General features: G+C 47.5%; 17 protein-coding genes (1 of these 17 cut by a window edge). 4 read left to right on the plus strand and 13 right to left on the minus strand.

Annotated elements, in window-relative coordinates; translation table 11 throughout:
- From EL268_RS28495 to EL268_RS28545, 11 genes are all read right to left on the minus strand, one after another.
- Positions 1–228, minus strand: partial view of a 3-hydroxybutyrate dehydrogenase gene (locus EL268_RS28495; protein ID WP_106657373.1) — the 5' end (the start) only. The gene continues 558 nt to the left of window position 1, outside the view; only the first 228 of its 786 coding nucleotides appear in the window; the start codon lies at positions 226–228; its stop codon lies off the left edge, out of view.
- Positions 229–293: 65 nt separating this feature from the next.
- Positions 294–1,676: a GntP family permease gene (locus EL268_RS28500; protein WP_106657374.1), complete on the minus strand. Its 1,383-nt coding sequence runs from the start codon at positions 1,674–1,676 to the stop codon at positions 294–296.
- A gap of 128 nt (positions 1,677–1,804) precedes the next feature.
- Entirely contained in the window at positions 1,805–2,050 is a 246-nt protein-coding gene (locus EL268_RS28505) for a hypothetical protein (protein WP_106657375.1), read from the minus strand.
- Positions 2,051–2,081: 31 nt separating this feature from the next.
- Positions 2,082–3,452, minus strand: a complete 1,371-nt coding sequence (locus tag EL268_RS28510) for a sigma-54 interaction domain-containing protein (RefSeq protein WP_106657376.1) — start codon at positions 3,450–3,452, stop codon at positions 2,082–2,084.
- Between the two features lie 113 nt (positions 3,453–3,565).
- Positions 3,566–3,952: an MmcQ/YjbR family DNA-binding protein gene (locus tag EL268_RS28515; protein WP_106657443.1), complete on the minus strand. Its 387-nt coding sequence runs from the start codon at positions 3,950–3,952 to the stop codon at positions 3,566–3,568.
- A gap of 31 nt (positions 3,953–3,983) precedes the next feature.
- Positions 3,984–5,210, minus strand: coding sequence for an MFS transporter (locus EL268_RS28520; protein WP_106657377.1), 1,227 nt, complete (start codon positions 5,208–5,210; stop codon positions 3,984–3,986).
- A 277-nt stretch (positions 5,211–5,487) separates the two neighbouring features.
- Positions 5,488–6,819 carry an alpha/beta hydrolase-fold protein gene (locus EL268_RS28525; protein ID WP_232030141.1) on the minus strand — a complete coding sequence of 444 codons (1,332 nt, stop codon included), beginning with the start codon at positions 6,817–6,819 and terminating at the stop codon, positions 5,488–5,490.
- 18 nt (positions 6,820–6,837) lie between these two features.
- Positions 6,838–7,857: a FecCD family ABC transporter permease gene (locus EL268_RS28530; protein ID WP_106657379.1), complete on the minus strand. Its 1,020-nt coding sequence runs from the start codon at positions 7,855–7,857 to the stop codon at positions 6,838–6,840.
- Positions 7,850–8,857, minus strand: coding sequence for a FecCD family ABC transporter permease (locus EL268_RS28535; protein WP_106657380.1), 1,008 nt, complete (start codon positions 8,855–8,857; stop codon positions 7,850–7,852). The genes EL268_RS28530 and EL268_RS28535 overlap by 8 nt, the downstream gene beginning before the upstream one ends.
- An 18-nt stretch (positions 8,858–8,875) precedes the next feature.
- On the minus strand, positions 8,876–9,880 hold the full coding sequence (locus EL268_RS28540; RefSeq protein ID WP_106657381.1) for an ABC transporter substrate-binding protein: 1,005 nt from the start codon (positions 9,878–9,880) through the stop codon (positions 8,876–8,878).
- 111 nt (positions 9,881–9,991) lie between these two features.
- Complete coding sequence (locus EL268_RS28545) at positions 9,992–11,641, minus strand: AraC family transcriptional regulator (protein WP_106657382.1); 1,650 nt, start codon at positions 11,639–11,641, stop codon at positions 9,992–9,994.
- A gap of 180 nt (positions 11,642–11,821) precedes the next feature.
- Here EL268_RS28545 and EL268_RS34015 point away from each other — a divergent pair, with 180 nt between their 5' ends.
- The 4 genes from EL268_RS34015 (at position 11,822) to EL268_RS28565 (ending at position 14,563) form a co-directional block, all read left to right on the plus strand.
- Positions 11,822–12,091 (plus strand): response regulator, encoded by a 270-nt coding sequence (locus EL268_RS34015; RefSeq protein ID WP_407921048.1) that lies wholly within the window; start codon positions 11,822–11,824, stop codon positions 12,089–12,091.
- On the plus strand, positions 12,088–13,101 hold the full coding sequence (locus tag EL268_RS28555; protein WP_106657383.1) for an ATP-binding protein: 1,014 nt from the start codon (positions 12,088–12,090) through the stop codon (positions 13,099–13,101). Before EL268_RS34015 ends, EL268_RS28555 begins: the two co-directional genes overlap by 4 nt.
- A gap of 570 nt (positions 13,102–13,671) precedes the next feature.
- Complete coding sequence (locus tag EL268_RS28560) at positions 13,672–14,301, plus strand: hypothetical protein (RefSeq protein ID WP_174769448.1); 630 nt, start codon at positions 13,672–13,674, stop codon at positions 14,299–14,301.
- 13 nt (positions 14,302–14,314) lie between these two features.
- Complete coding sequence (locus EL268_RS28565; RefSeq protein WP_106657384.1) at positions 14,315–14,563, plus strand: hypothetical protein; 249 nt, start codon at positions 14,315–14,317, stop codon at positions 14,561–14,563.
- 228 nt (positions 14,564–14,791) lie between these two features.
- Here the strand turns inward: EL268_RS28565 and EL268_RS28570 are convergent, their stop codons facing one another.
- Together EL268_RS28570 and EL268_RS28575 are read right to left on the minus strand one after the other, a co-directional pair.
- A complete protein-coding gene (locus EL268_RS28570) occupies positions 14,792–15,307 on the minus strand; it encodes a DinB family protein (protein WP_106657385.1) in 516 nt (171 codons plus the stop codon).
- 84 nt (positions 15,308–15,391) lie between these two features.
- Positions 15,392–16,357, minus strand: a complete 966-nt coding sequence (locus tag EL268_RS28575; protein ID WP_106657444.1) for a helix-turn-helix transcriptional regulator — start codon at positions 16,355–16,357, stop codon at positions 15,392–15,394.
- Between the last annotated feature and the right edge of the window lie 21 nt (positions 16,358–16,378).

Consider the following 16,378-nt stretch of genomic DNA (forward strand, 5'->3'; position numbering starts at 1 on the left):
CTGGATGCACTCCTGCATTTGTGCCTCGTCGGTGACATTACAGCCAAAGCTGATTGCTTCGTGGCCTTCCTTTTGCAATTGGACAGCTGCTGCTTCCGCTGATTCCCCATTTAAGTCCAGTATGACGACTTTCGCCCCTTCCTCGGCAAACGTCCGGGCAATCTCCAATCCAATTCCGCTCGCAGCCCCTGTTACTACTGCTACCTGTTGCTCCAACAACTTCTCCATACCCTACTATCTCCTCTCCTGTTCCTCATTTTCTCTGTCTATAAACTGGCTGATTCTGATGAAAATTAGAAAATAGACACGGCGAATGCCAGGATGAACACGACTGCCGTTTTCAAAACGGTAATCGCGAAAATGTCTTTGTACGATTGACGATGAGTCAAACCAGTGATCGCGAGCAGTGTAATGACCGCTCCGTTGTGCGGCAATGTGTCCATACCACCAGAAGACATCGAGGCAATACGGTGCAGCAACTCAGGGCTGATTCCCGCCGCATTTGCCATCTCCAGGTATTGCTTGCCCATAACCTCCAGTGCGATCGACATACCGCCCGACGCTGAACCTGTCACACCTGCCAGTACGTTTACAGCCAGTGCCTCAGAAACCAGCGGATGATCACTTGCCCCCATAATCCAACCTTGGATGAGCTTGAAGCCCGGCAATGTTTTCACAACGTTTCCGAATCCAACTTCGGAAGCCGTATTGAAGATCGCCAAGAGAGAGCCCATCGCGGCTGCAGTCAAACCGCTAGCCAGCTTGTTTTTGACTTGCTTCACATTGATTAAAAGCGCGGCAATAATTCCAAGACAGAGCGAAATAATCAGTGACCAAGAAGATACGACGTTTTTCACTTTCTCAATCTTAAATGATTCTTTGAGGATCGCAGAATCGTACCACGTCTCTACTGTCCAAATCCCTCTGCTGAACATATAGTTACCCACGAGCACCAACGCCAACGGGAGAATCGCGACCCAGATGTTCATGTAGGATTCATTTTTGATCAACTCTGGCTCGTTGGTATGTCCCTCACCGTAGCCTTCCCCAGCAGCGACAGCTTGCTTGCGTCTGCGCTCCAGCCATAGCATCCCGCCAACGAAAACCATAATGGCGCCAATCGTTCCAACAACAGGTGCAGCATAAGCATCGGTACCAAAATAAGTCGTGGGAATGATGTTTTGAATTTGTGGCGTACCTGGCAAGGCGTCCATCGTATACGTAAAAGCTCCGAGCGCAATCGTTCCTGGAATGAGGCGCTTCGGAATATTGGCTTCACGGAAAATCGCAGCGGCAAACGGATACACAGCAAATGCCACAACGAACAGGGAGACCCCGCCATACGTCAAAATCGAACAAGCCAGAACGACAGCCAAGATTGCACGATTGGAGCCAAGTGCCTTCACAATCGTGTGGGCAATGGACGAGGCAGCACCGCTCAACTCCATGACTTTTCCGAAAATGGCACCCAGTAAGAAAATAGGAAAGAATGATTTCACATAGTTTGCTGCATTCGTCATAAAGGTTTCGGTGTAGCTCGGCAGCAGAGAGATCCCGGAAAGGACAACGGCCAGCAGCGTAAAAATAGGGGCAAATACGATAACAGGATAGCCCCGATACGCAAAAAACATCAGGAGACCGAGCGAAATCAAGATGGATAACACTTCGATGATCATATAATTCTCCTTTCAATTTTCTCCTCCGCTTACAGAGGAAATTGTGTGGGCTCACTTGAAGAAAACGCTTTCACATCCAACTCAATTGCATGGACCATGCCAACCCCAATCGATTCCAGAAAAATCGTTCAACCATACCCGTTTATCGTGCCTAGACTGTTGGCAAGCAGATGATAGCGCTTGCATTTTTTCCGGATTTCCGGAATTTTTTGTCCGGTTTTATGGAATCTAGCAAAAATCAGCCCACCTTTTCGGGAATCTGCTCCAGGAAGGCTACTGGGTTTAAGCGAGAGGTCATCTTCCTCTATTCCAGAAAACCGGAATCTACCAAAACGTTTTTCCTGCAGATGAAAAAAGCCGCGAACCTGGCTCAACGCCACATCCCCGACTTATACGCGCCTCGTGTTACTGGTACTTCTCCCACTTTTCGTAAAAGCTGGACTTGCTGATTTGCAATAGCTTGGCGGCGGTAAGCTTGTTCCCCCCTGCTTGCTGCATCGCTTGGCGAAGCGCTTCCTGCTCAGCCTCTTCCAAGACTTGTTTCAATGGTCGAACAGCATGAGTTGGGACCGACAAGGATGCGAGCGCCCCTTCTTCAGATACAGGCAGCCAAATATGCTCTTTTTTCAGGACATCGTCTTCGATTAGATGAAGGGCTCGTTCCAGCACGTTTTTCAACTCCCGTACATTGCCTGGCCAGGAGTAGCCCCGAAGTACGTTCCATACCTCTTCATCAATGACCCTGACCACAACGCCAGTGGATTCGCCAAGCTGTTTGAGCAGGTTCGAAACCAGCTCCGGCAAATCCTCCAGACGCTCGCGCAACGGAGGAATCGAGAGTGACACGACGTTCAAACGATAATAGAGGTCCGCCCGAAACTTTCCTTCCTTGATGCTTTGAAGCATGTCCGAATTCGTGGAAGCGATCACCCGTACATCGATTGGCGTCGTCCGTACAGCACCTACCCGCTCGACTTCTTTTTCCTGCAACACGCGCAGCAGCTTGGCTTGCAGCGGCAACGGCATGTCCCCGATCTCATCCAACAAAATGGTTCCGTGGTTGGCCAGCTCGAACTTTCCTTTTTTTCCGCGGCGAACAGCTCCGGTAAACGCACCTTCTTCATAGCCAAACAGCTCTGATTCCAGTAAAGAATCTGGAATAGCGGCACAATTCACCCGAATGAAAGGACCCATTTTGCGCTTGCTCTCGGCATGAATGGCGTGGGCAAACAGCTCCTTGCCCGTCCCGCTTTCGCCCGTGATGAGCACAGTCGAATCGCTTTTCGCAACTTTCTGAGAAAATTTCTTAAGCTCCTGCAGCTTCTGGCTGTACCCAACGATTTGATCAAAATGATAGGTAGCCCCCATCCGCCGCCGCAGCTCTTTCTTATAATAGGTCAGCTCATCCTTCAGCTGAGCAACCATCGCAGCCAAGGCAGTGAGCTCCTGCACGTCCTGGAACAGCACCGTTCCCAGAACCGCAATCACTTTTCCTTCGTCCATGATCGGGATGCGATGCGCAATCATGTTCTGTCCTTTTATTTGCTGAATGTCGGCGATCTCGGCAACGCCAGCCTGACCGACAATATGCATCCGCGTGTTTTCGATGACATCCGTCACTGGCTGTCCGATCACGTCCTGTACATTAAGAAATTCCCGATAGCTCCGATTCAATAAGAGTATTTTTCCGTCCTTGTCCGTTACGATCATCGGTTCATGGGCATTTTCAAAAACGACCTCAAGCAATTTGCTCATCTGCTGGAGATTCCAATCCAAAACCGGCTCCCCCTTTGTCTGAATGCTGCTGTGTCGAACGTTCGCTCACTACTCGTTACACTAAAATTATACAGGAACGATCAGGGGAGGTGTGCTTTTTCATAAAGGCTGTGTTATCTAGGCTGCTCTTGTAATTGCTTGACCAATCGCTTGGGAGCCGCGCACATGTAGCCTTCCCGTATGTAATCCTCGATTTCATCATAGCTAGTCACGTTTTTGTCCAGGATCGAAACCCAGCCGTGATGGCCGATGTACGGCGTCTTGTAAAAATGCTCCTGCGCAAGCAAAATCTCTTGGGTCGTCTTCAGCACCTTCACAGAAAGGGAGGGGCCTTCAGTGCCCCCCTCTCCCAAAATGACAAACGGCTTGTCGTTTACGCGAAACGATGTATGTCCAAATGCGTCTACCTGCTCCGATACTTCTGGCAACCGCATCGCCAGCTCGCGAACAGCAGCTACCATCTTCAAACCTTCTCTAGAAGAAATCTGTTCGTGCACCATCTGGTCCAAGCCTCCCTTTTCTTCCAAACGCTTATACACCAGTCTGTTCTGTACTTTGCACCACGTTTCCTTCCCTCATACGATAAAGCGGCAAAATAAAGCTGAGACCAATGATCATCAGGAATGCAGCGATCCCGTATATGACTGCGAGCGGAAGATGCACTTTCAATACCCCTGTGATACTCATCATGACGACCATGGAGCCTGTAAACAACGGGGTCAGTATTCCATTCACCCGACCGATAAAGGTACTCTCGGTATTTTTAAGCAGCATGGTGTTGATCCCAATTTGAATGGAGGGCAGGAGCAATCCCGCGACGAACTGAGCAACAAGCGTCAGCCACAGATTCGTGGACATCCCGCAAATCGCTACTGCGACCGCATTTCCAAGAAGCCCCATGACCAATAGCTTTTGCGGTGGAATCGTTTTGGCAGCTGCCATCGTCATGGCCCCTCCAGCAATCATCCCCACACCTTGAGCGGTAATTAACCATTGCAAGCTTTCTTTTGGCAATTGCAGTTGTTCGGTCACGATAAAAATCCCAAGCGGCTGAATCATTCCCAATGAGAAACCCACAGCCAAAAAGCAAAAGCCAAGCATTGACAATACGCGACTGGAGAACACATAACGAATCCCGCTGACCATCTCCCCAAGCAGTGCCGTTTCTTGCTGCTCTTCTTTCTCAACACGATCTGGCGGCAGCAAATACAGGACGCCGGCCGCAGAGAGGAACGCAACTGCCGTGATGACCATGGCAACCTCCATCCCCCATTGTTGGAACACAAACGTACCGACAATCGGACCAAATACCATAAAGATCGCGAAAATAGTCTGGTACGCGGACATTCCTACCTGAAGCTGTTCACCAGGTACATGCAGCTTGAACAGCTTCATTCCGGACGGTTGGGAAAACTGAGAGAGAATGGCTGAAATGAGTGTGGCAAAAAAGATGGCCTTCCACGAGCCATAAACGAAGGTAAGCAGCACTCCGACAACCGATAGAGCACTGAGCACCTCACACCAGACCATCGTTTTTCTCGGTTGCCAGCGATCGGCAAACGTACCAGCAAGAAAGGAAAACAGAAAGATTGGCGCATACTCCGCAACAGAAATCATGGATACGGCATACGGATCGCCTCCTGTATGATCCATCACATAGAGCAGAATCGCCATGTTGCGCACCCATACTCCGATTTGCAACAGAAATGCTGATAACAAAATAGCCCTGACATAGCTGTTTTTCAAAACATTTGACATAAAAAAGCCTCCTTATCCATTGCGATCTGGACAGGAGGCTACGCATATTATCGCCAAAAAGACATAGAAACCCTTTGATGAGTCTAAAAAGGATCTACCATCTATTCGCCAATATGCACATACTACCCCTATCCAAAAACGCATCGTTTCATCCGATTGGTTTTGTGGAAATAGGAGTTAGCAGATCATTGGCTTAATGGTCACCCTTTCTTGTAGAATGACCCAAGAGTACCACAAAAAGTAATCCTGTGACAAGAAAAATTCATTTGATCTTGTCCTATGCTTTGTCGACAAGTGTGATGCGCTCTGCTGCAGGAATGCGCGGCTGAGCGCCAGGGATCGCGGCTGGATAACCGATATGCAGGTTCCCCAGCACTTTTTCTCCTGGTCGAATGCCCATCGCTTCGCGGAATTCCGGCTCGTGTATCCACGGGTATGTCTCCCATGTCAGACCGATGCCTTTTTCCCACGCCAGCAAGCTAAAGTTATGAATGACAATGCTGGTCGAAGCGAAATCGTCCTGACGCGTAATCAGGTTCGGACTTTCTTCCATAATGACCGTCATCAGCATAGGAATCGCCATGATTTTCTTGTAAAACTTCTCGCCGACTTCTTTCTTTTTCGCAGGATCAATCTCACGCTTTTCCTTCATGATCCGCACGGCCTCAGCGATTCTTCTCTTGCCTTCCCCGTACGTCACAATAAAGCGCCACGGCTGCGTCATGTGGTAATTCGGCGCCCACACCGCTGTATCCATCAGCTCTGTAACCAGCGCAGGGTCTACCTCACGATCTGTAAAACGATGAATCGAACGACGCTCTCTAATCAATTTTGCCAGTTCCATTTCTGTCTCCTCCATCTCGTTCCAGAGCCATTGCAACGCCCCCGGAAATCTGGCGTTTGCACTTTCGCTCAGATGATCCGCCCCGTCGTCAATGAGCAGGACGAGCTGATTCGCTGTAAAGCCGCTATCAGCCAATATCTGATGCGCTTCTTTTGTCAGCGGGACCATTTGTTTCTGGACGCTTTGTTTTTTTGCGCCTTCCTTACTGCCAACATCCATGTAGATGCGCAGCGCGGGATGGTACATTTTCTTTTCCCGCATAAACGGAACCATGCCCTCATACCAATACGATCCCGAGATGCTGCCGATTTTCGTGAAAACGTCTGGATATTGGTGCGCAGCGTACATCGAAATCAAGCCGCCAAGCGAAAATCCGATGATCCCTGTTTTTTCCGGCCCAGGGTCTGTCCTGTACTTGCTGTCGATATACGCCTTACATTCATTGGCAACGTAAGAAAGATACACATCACCTTGCCCGCCAAAATCAATGTTGCGCTCAGGCGAGATCGCTTTGGAAAACCAAGGCGTATAGTCATCCCTGCGGTTTCCAGGTTGGATGCCGACGAGAATCAGCTCAGGAATTTTTCCCTCTGCAAACCTATCTTCGATTACATCAAGTGCAGTACTAAACGCAGGATCAAACAAGTCGCCGCCGTCGTGGACATACATGACCGGATAACGGGACGTACTCTTGTCATAGGATGGCGGCAAATATACGAGCAGAGCCCGGTGATGGCATACGTCTGCAAATAATTGTCCCCTCACGAATTGCACGTCCCTTCTTTATTTTTTGCGTCTGCTCAGTAGATAGAAGAAATACGGGACACCGATGATCGAAATGACAATACCAACTGGTAGTTCAATGGGTGTGAACACGGTTTTGGCGATAAAGTCAGCTGCCACGACCATAAGCATTCCGATTGTTCCTGACAAGGGAAGAACATACCTGTGCTGGATTCCCGTCAAACGCTTCGCAATATGCGGTGCCATCAAACCAACGAATCCGATGCCTCCCGAAACCGACACACACGCGCTCACGATCCCGATACTCGACAGCAGAAGAATATTGCGCTCCTTTTCCACGGACACACCCAAATTCTTGACGGATTCCTCGCTTAGTTGAAGCAAATCGAGAATATGCACCTTGCGCATTAAAACAGGAATGAGTATGACAAGCCATGGCAGCATCCCTGCAATATGCGTCCAGTTGGCACTCCAAATACTTCCTGAAAGCCAGACGGTTGCCATTTCGAAATCGTTGGGATTCATCTTTAACGAGAGATACAGCGCCACGGCACCTAATCCGGAGCCAATGGCGATCCCTACCAGAATCAGCCGTTGAGGGTCAAGAGCTCCGTTTCGCCAGGCAAATATATAAATCAGTCCAGCTGCGAGCAAGCCACCTGTCAAACCGAACAAAGGCATAGCAATGATGGAATACCAGCTCGCATCCATAAATTGTCCACCGAAGAAAAACATAAAGGCGACAATAGCAGCTCCTGCCCCAGCATTTATACCCAATATCCCCGGATCAGCCAGCCCGTTACGGGTGATCCCTTGAATGACAGTACCAGCGACCCCCAAGCCAAAGCCGACTAACGCCGCAATAACAATCCGCGGCAGGCGGAAATCGAAAATAACCAAATCGTATTCCGCTACAGGATCAATTCGCAGTAACGTACGGATGACATCCAATATTGTCATGTCAAATACGCCATTGGTCAGGCTGATATAAATCGCAATCAAAATCAAGGCGATGTTGACGAGAAACAGCAAACGAAATCTACCTTTTCGATTAGGCATGCTTTCCCCCTCCTCTCTTGTAAATCAAATAGAGGAAGAACGGAACGCCAATAAAAGCCGTTACCACACCGATTGGGGTTTCAAATGGACTATTCATAAATCGGCTGAGAACGTCAGACAATGCCAGGAATATGCCGCCCAGTAATCCTGCACATGGAATGATCCATCGATAATCGAGACCTACCAAAAAGCGGGTCATATGCGGAATAATCAGCCCGACAAAGGCGATTTTTCCTGCCAACGCAACGGAAATGCCTGTCAGAATGACAACAGCGGTCGTTGCCAGTACTTTGACCATCACGGTTCTCTGCCCGAGACCACGTGAAACCTCGTCGCCCAAGGACAAAATCGTGACCGATTTAGACAAAAGAAGTGCCAGGACAATACCGACAACGGCAAAAGGAACCGCCAGCTTCACCAGTTCTGGCTCCAAGAGATGCAGCCTGGCATTGTACCAAAAGCTGACGTTTTGCGATACTTGAAAATAAGCAGCAATCGCAGCTGAGATACTGCTCAAAAAGGTTCCCGTAATCGTTCCGATGACCGCCATCCCTACTGGCGTCAAACCGTTCGGCAACAGTCGGGAAAAAGCGAGAACCATCGCGACTGCGAGTGCTGATCCGATCAAGGACATGGAAATCATCGTGACACTGGTAGCAGATGGAATGAAAACCATGCATAGGGTAACGGCAAAGACCGATCCGTCAGATACACCCATAATAGAGGGGGACGCGAGATAGTTCCTCGTCATCCCCTGCATCAACGCTCCTGATATCGCCAGAAATGCTCCGATCATAAGTGCTCCCAACGCTCGCGGCAAGCGAGAGTGCATCACAATTTGATGATCGACATTCCCTTCATCAAAGGCAAAGAAAGCTTGATAGATAGTCCCCGCATCAATCGGCTTGGCCCCGTAATGAATGGAGAGCAAGATCGTGAGCAGGATCACTACTGGCGAAACAGATAGTATGATCATAGAAGCTGCTTTTCTGGATTGCATAGACTACCTCGCCCACTCTTACTTGGCAGACAATTTTTCTACAGCCGCCTTCAAGAATTGTGTTTTGCTCCAAGCTGTACCGCCTTGTGCAAGAGGATCAACCACGTTTACGTAAACTTTGCCGTTTTTCACTGCATTCACGCTCTTCCAAATCGGGTTGTTCTGCAAATCTTCCAATGCTTTCGGATTGTCCTTATTCTCATCCGGGGAGAACTGGACGAACAAATAGTCCGGGTTGATCTGGCTGAATTTTTCCATCGAGATGATTTCTTGCGCTTTCGCCGCTTTTACTTCTGCAGGAGCAGTTAAACCAAGGTCTGCGTACAGAACCGGATTGAAGAACACCTTATCCGGATAGATGCCGATGTTGCCTTGACGCAGACGAATCGCAAGCACTTTTTTATCCTTCAAGCTCTCGCCCAGCTTCGCTTTGGCTGCTTCTGCCTCTGCTTTGTACGCTTGGAGCGCTTTTTCTGCTTCCGCTTGTTTGCCGGTCAGCTCACCCAACAGCTGGAGATTCGCTTCCCAGTTGGTCGAAATGTGGGAAACTGGGAAGGTAGGCGCAATTTTGTTCAATTTCTCCACCACTTCTGGCGGGAACTTGCTGCTGCCCATAATAACGTCCGGTTTCAAGGACAAGATGGTTTCCAGATTCGGTTGCATTTTTTCCCCGATGGATTTGGCTTCACCCGTAATCGGTGTAAACATCTCCGGGAATTTGCCGCCGACAGAAATCGCTCCTACCGGGTTTACGTTCAATACAAGGGAATCTTCCATGGACTCCATGCTGCCTGCAATGACGATTCTCTCTGTTTTGCTAGGAACGGTGTATTCTTTATCCAAATATTTAATCGTGCGCGTTTCTGCTTTATTAGCTTCATCGGCCGGCTTTTCTGCTGTAGCTGTTGTCGCAGGTGCTGAAGTAGTTGCAGTCGTGTTATTCGCTGCTTCTTTTCCTCCGCCGCACGCTGTCAGAGCCAATGTCAGCGCCGCAATGCTCAAGCCTAGGTATATCTTTTTCATTCTTGAAAGACCCCTCTCAGAAATGTAAGGTTTCACTCATTCGAGTGATAACGATTATCATTGGTGATTATAAAGCATCCACTCATGCCCGACCATGGACGAAATCCAGAATCAACATGGACGATCTCCTGAAAACAATCTCACACTCTCTTCCACGATCCGTTCATGAGCTGTTGCCGAGTATTCTCGCCAAGGGTCCGACATAATGACATGCGCCCGATTGTTGCGGACTGCTTCGATCTCTTGCCAAGGTCCCGATGCTTTCAAAGCTTGGAAGCATGCCAGCGTTTCCGCCTCTTGGCAAACCAACAGCAGCAAGCGATCTGGCGCGAGCGCAGCCAATTCCTGTACGGTCACAAGCTGATCGTACTCCTTCTGCTCCGAAACCAAAGCAGGTTTGACTTGCAGATCTTGATAAAACACTTCATTCATACTGCGATTGCAGTGGACATAGAGCTGGTTTTTTAAAATCCGTACAATGAGCACTGTTTCATCTCCCAGAACGTGATGAAGCTTTGCCCGGGTCCTCTTCACCTTTTTCTCATACTCGCAAAGCCAATGATGCGCTTCTACGGACTCGCCCAAAAAGTCTGCCATGAGCCGCAGTTGTTCTTTCCATCCCTGCTCTTCAAAGGGTACATACAAGGTGGGCGCAATCTCATTCAGTTGCTTCTGTTCCTGCAAACTCGTCTCGTCCAAGCCAATGATGACGTCCGGCTTGGAATCGCGAAGCATTTCGATATTGGCTTTCCAATTCTGATTAATTCGAAACGCGCTCAGATGTACCGGGATATCGTTTCGATAGGTGTGATGATAGTAAGCCGTCCATTTCGGGTGCAGTGGCGCCGCGTAAGGAATCATTTTCAAAGCCAGCAAATGCCCGATGATAGTCGAGCCGTACGCCGCAATTTTTCGTTGGCGGCTTTTCATATAGAGAGTCGGTGAAACACCAACAGCTTTCTTGAATTTTCGACTAAAGTAAAATTCGTCGTTGTAGCCCACTTGATGAGCGATATCGCGCAGCTTGGCATGCGACTGCACCATCATCTGCTTCGCCCGGCTGATGCGAAGCTCTGCCAAATAGTCCATCGCTGAGATGCCATACGTTTTTTTGAACAGATCGACGAAATATTTGGGACTCACCTCTGCGATGCGAGCCAGCTGTTCAATCGTCACATTTTCCGAGTAATGCTCTTCCATATGTGCGCGTGCCCGCTCCAGCGCCATTCCAGAATCTGTGGCCGAGAAATGAGCATGCTTGACGATGTGGTACCATAGCTCTTGAAAAGTATGTTGGCCTCGAAAACGATCGAGCGCCGTCTCCTGCTTCCATAGATTCTGGATCAAATCACAATAGACAGGCAGCTGCCCTGCCGATTGGACAGAGATCTCTCCCCGAAAAGGAAACAGGTGCTTTTCCCGAAGGGCTTGGAAGCGCAGATGTCTGTCTCTCGTTTCCATAAAGACATCAAAACGAAGCATGTACATCTCCAAATGATCAGCCGAATCTGGGACGATGCCAAACGTAAGCATGGGAGGACATACGTAAATCGCGTCCTGCCGCAATTGGTACTCCTCGTTCTCCAATCGCAGGCGCCCGCGTCCCCCGGTTACGACCAGCAAAATATGCGAATGAGTGAATTGCTGGCGTAGTCGGTCATGTCCCTGTGCTTTGAACCATGTAATGTCACGCAGCTTAAAAATGGCTTCTGCCATGGTCTTCTCCGTGAATTGTTGAACCAAGGCTTGTGTTTCGTTCATGTTCTCACCTCTGCCCGATCCTCTATGCAAATATTGATAATCATTCTCATTATCATCAATAGAGAAAGTATATCAAAAGTGACGCTTGCTTCCTATCGGGAATATTCGATCGATTTGAACTGATACTTGAACGTGGTATCGTACGTACCAATAGAAAGGGAACGACGGGAGGGCGTGTCCGTGGAATGCAAGGTTGTCGTCGCGGACGACGAGCAGACAATCGTGAGTGCGATTGCTTATGCGCTTGTGCGCGAGGGATTCCAAGTAGAAACAGCAGCAGACGGCGAGGAAGCTTTGCGAAAAGTGTCAAAGGACGCCTATTGCAGCGCAGCTATCCTGGTCGCCCAATGGACAGCGGCTCGCTCTTTCGATTTTCAGCCTGTCCCAAGTATTTACAACGATTTATCAACTGAAACCATTCAACATTACGGAGTGAAAATGAAGATATGAAACGATATGTTCTCCCTTTTGTTTCTAGCCTTGTCGCGATTACTTTTGTGACAGGGTGCACCTCTGCCTCTGATCAACTGACGGTAAAAGACCCTGCCCCACCTGCAACTGAAAACACAGAGAAGTCTCCTGCTGATGCAGCAAAAGGCGAAAAGCCAGCGGATGATTTGCTCAAGCAGTTCACCGTACTAGCTGCGCAAGCCAAGGAAGCGAATGAGCTAACTGCCTTTTTGGATCATCATCTGGCGAAAACGGACACGAAAACTGCCGATCAATTATTTTTTGAGCTTGATCAGTACTATGAAAAACATCTGCCTATGATAAACGATAACTTCAAGGCACTCCTCGCCCAGCCGGGAAATGCGGATAAGCTGTACGCCCTGCAATACCCATATGATTTCAACAAGCTAAAAGGCGATGACAGCTTCAAGCAATGGCTCCTCAATCAAACAGAGGGCGGACTCGTCTTAAAGGCAACGAACGACATGTCTTTTTACTGGCAAGTAGATTACAAAGCACTTCAAAAATATGCCGCTTCGCTCGGTGAAGAAGGGAAAGACTACTTGTCCATTCAAGAAACAGAAACGGACAAACCGTATTTGGGGGACGGCGGGTTGCAAATCACGCGGGCCGAACTCGGACCCAGAATGGTTGAAGTCGAAGAGTATTTGGTCAACTACCGCAGCAGCCCACGTGCAGTGAAGCTCCGTACGCTCTATATCGACTATCTCAAAACATACTTGTCTGATTACCGTTATGATGCCATTGACGAAGCAACAATGAAGCTGCTCCCGGACGTCAAGGAAGAATATCAGAACTTTGCCAAGAAATATGAGGCTACGAAAACAGGACGGATCGTCAAGGATTACTTGAGCGAGGTCGCTAAAAACAATGACGTGATCTTTGAACCCGGCAAGCCTGGTGAAGGCATCATAGGAGCCGCAAAGCCGAACATTAGTCAGTTCTTGAATGGGCTAGAAGGGCGAATTGCTCGGACGATGAATCCTTAAAAGCCCCCTGTGCGTGTTTAGGACAGCAAAGCAGGATATTGCCGCCGGCGCTTAGCGTACCCCTTGATACAACGGATTGTATTCCCACTGATTTGTTCTCTTGGAACCGCCCCTGGCTGGAGTTTTTAGGACTGTTACAGTCTGCTGGAACCAGCAATAGACTGGAATGTTAGTAGATTATGCGGGCCAAAGTAAAAAAATCTACACAAGCTAATTACCCATTAGAAGAATCCGATGGTGGTCGGATTCTTCTTTGACCATTTGTATTGGGGAGACCCTGTCATTCCGACTCGATTATCTCTCCTATCAGTTTCTCAACTAGAGGACAACCGTAAAAAGGGGCTTCTCCTGCCTGTCTTTTCTTACCACAATCAAAGACATCCAAACATTAGTAGACCATCAGCGATAGAGAATTGAAAGAAAGACTCACATTGGCACTATAGCCCCCCTTTTCACTCAAATCCCGCACGTATTATAAAGCAGTGCTGTTTTTTTTGAAAATTCTATAAAATTATTAATTTAGAAATATATGGTAAAATATATATAAATTAGAAAAATGAGGTGTTAATTATGAAAAAAGGATTGCTGTTTTTGGCTGTAGCTACTTTAATTTCAACATCAGTTTTTAGCAGTGGAGTTTCTGCTAAATCAGCCCAACCCTATAAAATCGAAAAAGTTCAAACATCAGATGGCCAAACTGCAAATGTTTATTATTTCGAGAGCGAAATGGATGCTGAAATTTTTCAAAAGAAAAAATATTCTAAAGCAACTACACTTGAAAACCAGCAACAATTAAGTGAAGAAAAAAATGCATCTTTGATGTATGGGTATACCTATACCGGCTATCATGGTAATATCCAGCATTTTTTCAAAGAGAAAAAAGTAAATAACCATAGTGACGTTCCTGTAAAAGGCGTTAAATTTGATTTTTCGGAACAAAGAAGCACTAAGACTTCTGCTTCTGTTTCTGCCGATTTTCCTAAAGTATTCAAAGCTCAAGTAGGTCTTGAATATACGAGCACACATACGTATACAATAAGTATCCCTGTAGATATCCCAGCAAAGCATTACGGACAAGTTTTAACGTATAACAATACAGATGTCTATAAATTCAAGCATCCCGCTTATGGCGGTTTTAATGTATACTATCCTACAGAAAGTGATGCATACGATGTCTATATCGTGAAGATAAGAAATTAGGAAAGGAGAAAACATGTCCATTCCTCAAATTGTACAAAAAGGACTAGCTTTAATACTTGGCATTACTGGTTGGTATCTCATTCGTGAGAGTTCAATTATGGGAAGAGAAGCAGCGTTCGTGTATATCTCTGGATTTAATAGCTTCGATACCACGGAATACTTGCGATTGATGGATAATTTCATATTCTCCTATCAATTAATAGGCGGAATACTTTTAGGTATTGGATTGTTATATCTTTTAAAAGGTCTAGATCAGAAATAAGAAAAACAAGGGATAGAACTTCCCTTGTTTTTCTTATTTCTCTTTATAGTTATGTTATCTCGCTCCAAATTGGTTTTATTTTTCGGTACAAAGGTCGTAGATATCGTCCTACTCGTTAAGTCAAAAATGATATGCCTTATCTACAGAAAAAGCATCTTTCAATTGCTTCACTCACTTTTCTTCGCTTATAATACTCCCGTTCAGGATTTAGGTTGCATATTTTAAAATCTATTGCTCTACCGCAGAAGTCTCGAACAAATAAAAAATGTAATCGGAGGAAGCTCCCGCGTGTCCCATTTGTCTGAGCATGGCGGAGATATTGCCTCGGTGGTAGGTTCCGTGGTTGGCGACGTGTTGGACGATGTCGGCATAGCGTGCATGAACCGTGCCCAATGCTGGGTGCGTATAAGGCGCGGTGTCTTCCATCGAGATTTGCCCGAAGAAATCTCTGAACTGCTGGGCTGATTCGGCAAACAGTTTTCGCAGCTCGTGTACGTTCTTCCCTTTTAAATCCTGCAAGAGAACCGCTACTTTTGGTCCTACTTCTTCGTAGCTCTCCCCCTTCATTGCCAACAACCAAACATAATCCGTTTTGAGAATGTGAGCCAATGTCTGGGTGATGGTCGGAAACACACTCGGAACCTCCTGCTCACTTACTTCCTCTGGTACCTCCTGCAACCGCTCGAATACCTTTTCGTTTGCCCAAACATGATAGTCGTACAAACGCAATGCTTCATGCTTCATAATCAATCTGCCTCCATTCACTTTTTCCATCTCTTCTTTGCTTTCAATATAAATCAACTCTACTGACAAAAATAGTCAGTGAATTCACGTCGACTGATAAAACTGAAATAAATCGGCAGCGATGGCAGCCAATCGCTCTTTTACAAAAGCTGGCTCTTCCACTTGAATGGATTTTCCGTATGGCAAAAGATAATGAGGAAGGATCGAATGGGCCATTTGCTCATCTACTTGGAAGATCACCTGTGCCTTGCTGCGCTCGATCACGGTATGTCCGAGATACCAATGCCCGCACAAATCAGCGAGTGACTGTGGCCTTCCTTTTACCTTGATCAAAATGGTGTTGCCCTGCTTATCTGCTTCCGGCAGTAAATTCGAGAGAAAAAAATGACGCGCAGAAAATTCAGGAGGGCGTTGAAAGCTGGCTTCTGTACGCTGGATCTCATGGACACGATCTGCACGAAAGCTGCGAATGGTACTGCGGAGATGACAATAGGCAACGATATACCAGTTCCCTTTCCAATAAACGAGCCCGTATGGATCGATATGACGCCTCTGTCTCGTTGTCTGGTAGGCTTTCTGATACTCGATCGACAGAGTGTACCCATTGGCAACAGACAGCTCCAGTTCCTGTAGGGTAGATTCGAGAGAAGGATCAACAGGAGGCTGGATCACCTCGAAGCCGATACTATGTCGGTCAATCGCGTCACGCTGCTCTTCATTTGTGTAACGTTTTAACTTGGAAATAGCCCGGTGTAAATCTGCTCCGAAGGGATAACCGGCCTCTTGGGCAAAAGCCGCTGCATGAATCAGGGCTTTTTGCTCGTTGATGTCGAAAAACAACGGAGCTTCATTGAAATGCTGAAGTAAACTATAGCCACCATTGTGTCCGGCATCGGAAATGATGGGTACACCGCTCGCGCACAGTGAATCAATATAGCGATAAACGGTGCGAATATTGATCTCGAGAATCTCTGCCAATTGCTTGGCTGTCATTCGCTTGCCGGTCTTCAACAGCCACAAAATAGAGAGCATATTATCAGCTTTGGACATGTACGGATTCGCTCCCCTTGG

The sequence above is a fragment of the Brevibacillus brevis genome, from assembly GCF_900637055.1.
Lineage (GTDB): Bacteria > Bacillota > Bacilli > Brevibacillales > Brevibacillaceae > Brevibacillus > Brevibacillus brevis.

What these genes read in the sequence shown, in the direction of transcription:
- EL268_RS28565 (WP_106657384.1), top strand. Translation starts at nt 14,315, where the DNA reads ATGTCCATTCCTCAAATTGTACAAAAAGGACTAGCTTTAATACTTGGC.
- EL268_RS28575 (WP_106657444.1), bottom strand. Translation starts at nt 16,357, where the DNA reads ATGTCCAAAGCTGATAATATGCTCTCTATTTTGTGGCTGTTGAAGACC.
- EL268_RS28545 (WP_106657382.1), bottom strand. Translation starts at nt 11,641, where the DNA reads ATGAACGAAACACAAGCCTTGGTTCAACAATTCACGGAGAAGACCATG.
- EL268_RS28555 (WP_106657383.1), top strand. Translation starts at nt 12,088, where the DNA reads ATGAAACGATATGTTCTCCCTTTTGTTTCTAGCCTTGTCGCGATTACT.
- EL268_RS28500 (WP_106657374.1), bottom strand. Translation starts at nt 1,676, where the DNA reads ATGATCATCGAAGTGTTATCCATCTTGATTTCGCTCGGTCTCCTGATG.
- EL268_RS28560 (WP_174769448.1), top strand. Translation starts at nt 13,672, where the DNA reads ATGAAAAAAGGATTGCTGTTTTTGGCTGTAGCTACTTTAATTTCAACA.
- EL268_RS28570 (WP_106657385.1), bottom strand. Translation starts at nt 15,307, where the DNA reads ATGAAGCATGAAGCATTGCGTTTGTACGACTATCATGTTTGGGCAAAC.
- EL268_RS28540 (WP_106657381.1), bottom strand. Translation starts at nt 9,880, where the DNA reads ATGAAAAAGATATACCTAGGCTTGAGCATTGCGGCGCTGACATTGGCT.
- EL268_RS28520 (WP_106657377.1), bottom strand. Translation starts at nt 5,210, where the DNA reads ATGTCAAATGTTTTGAAAAACAGCTATGTCAGGGCTATTTTGTTATCA.
- EL268_RS28515 (WP_106657443.1), bottom strand. Translation starts at nt 3,952, where the DNA reads ATGGTGCACGAACAGATTTCTTCTAGAGAAGGTTTGAAGATGGTAGCT.
- EL268_RS28530 (WP_106657379.1), bottom strand. Translation starts at nt 7,857, where the DNA reads ATGCCTAATCGAAAAGGTAGATTTCGTTTGCTGTTTCTCGTCAACATC.
- EL268_RS28535 (WP_106657380.1), bottom strand. Translation starts at nt 8,857, where the DNA reads ATGCAATCCAGAAAAGCAGCTTCTATGATCATACTATCTGTTTCGCCA.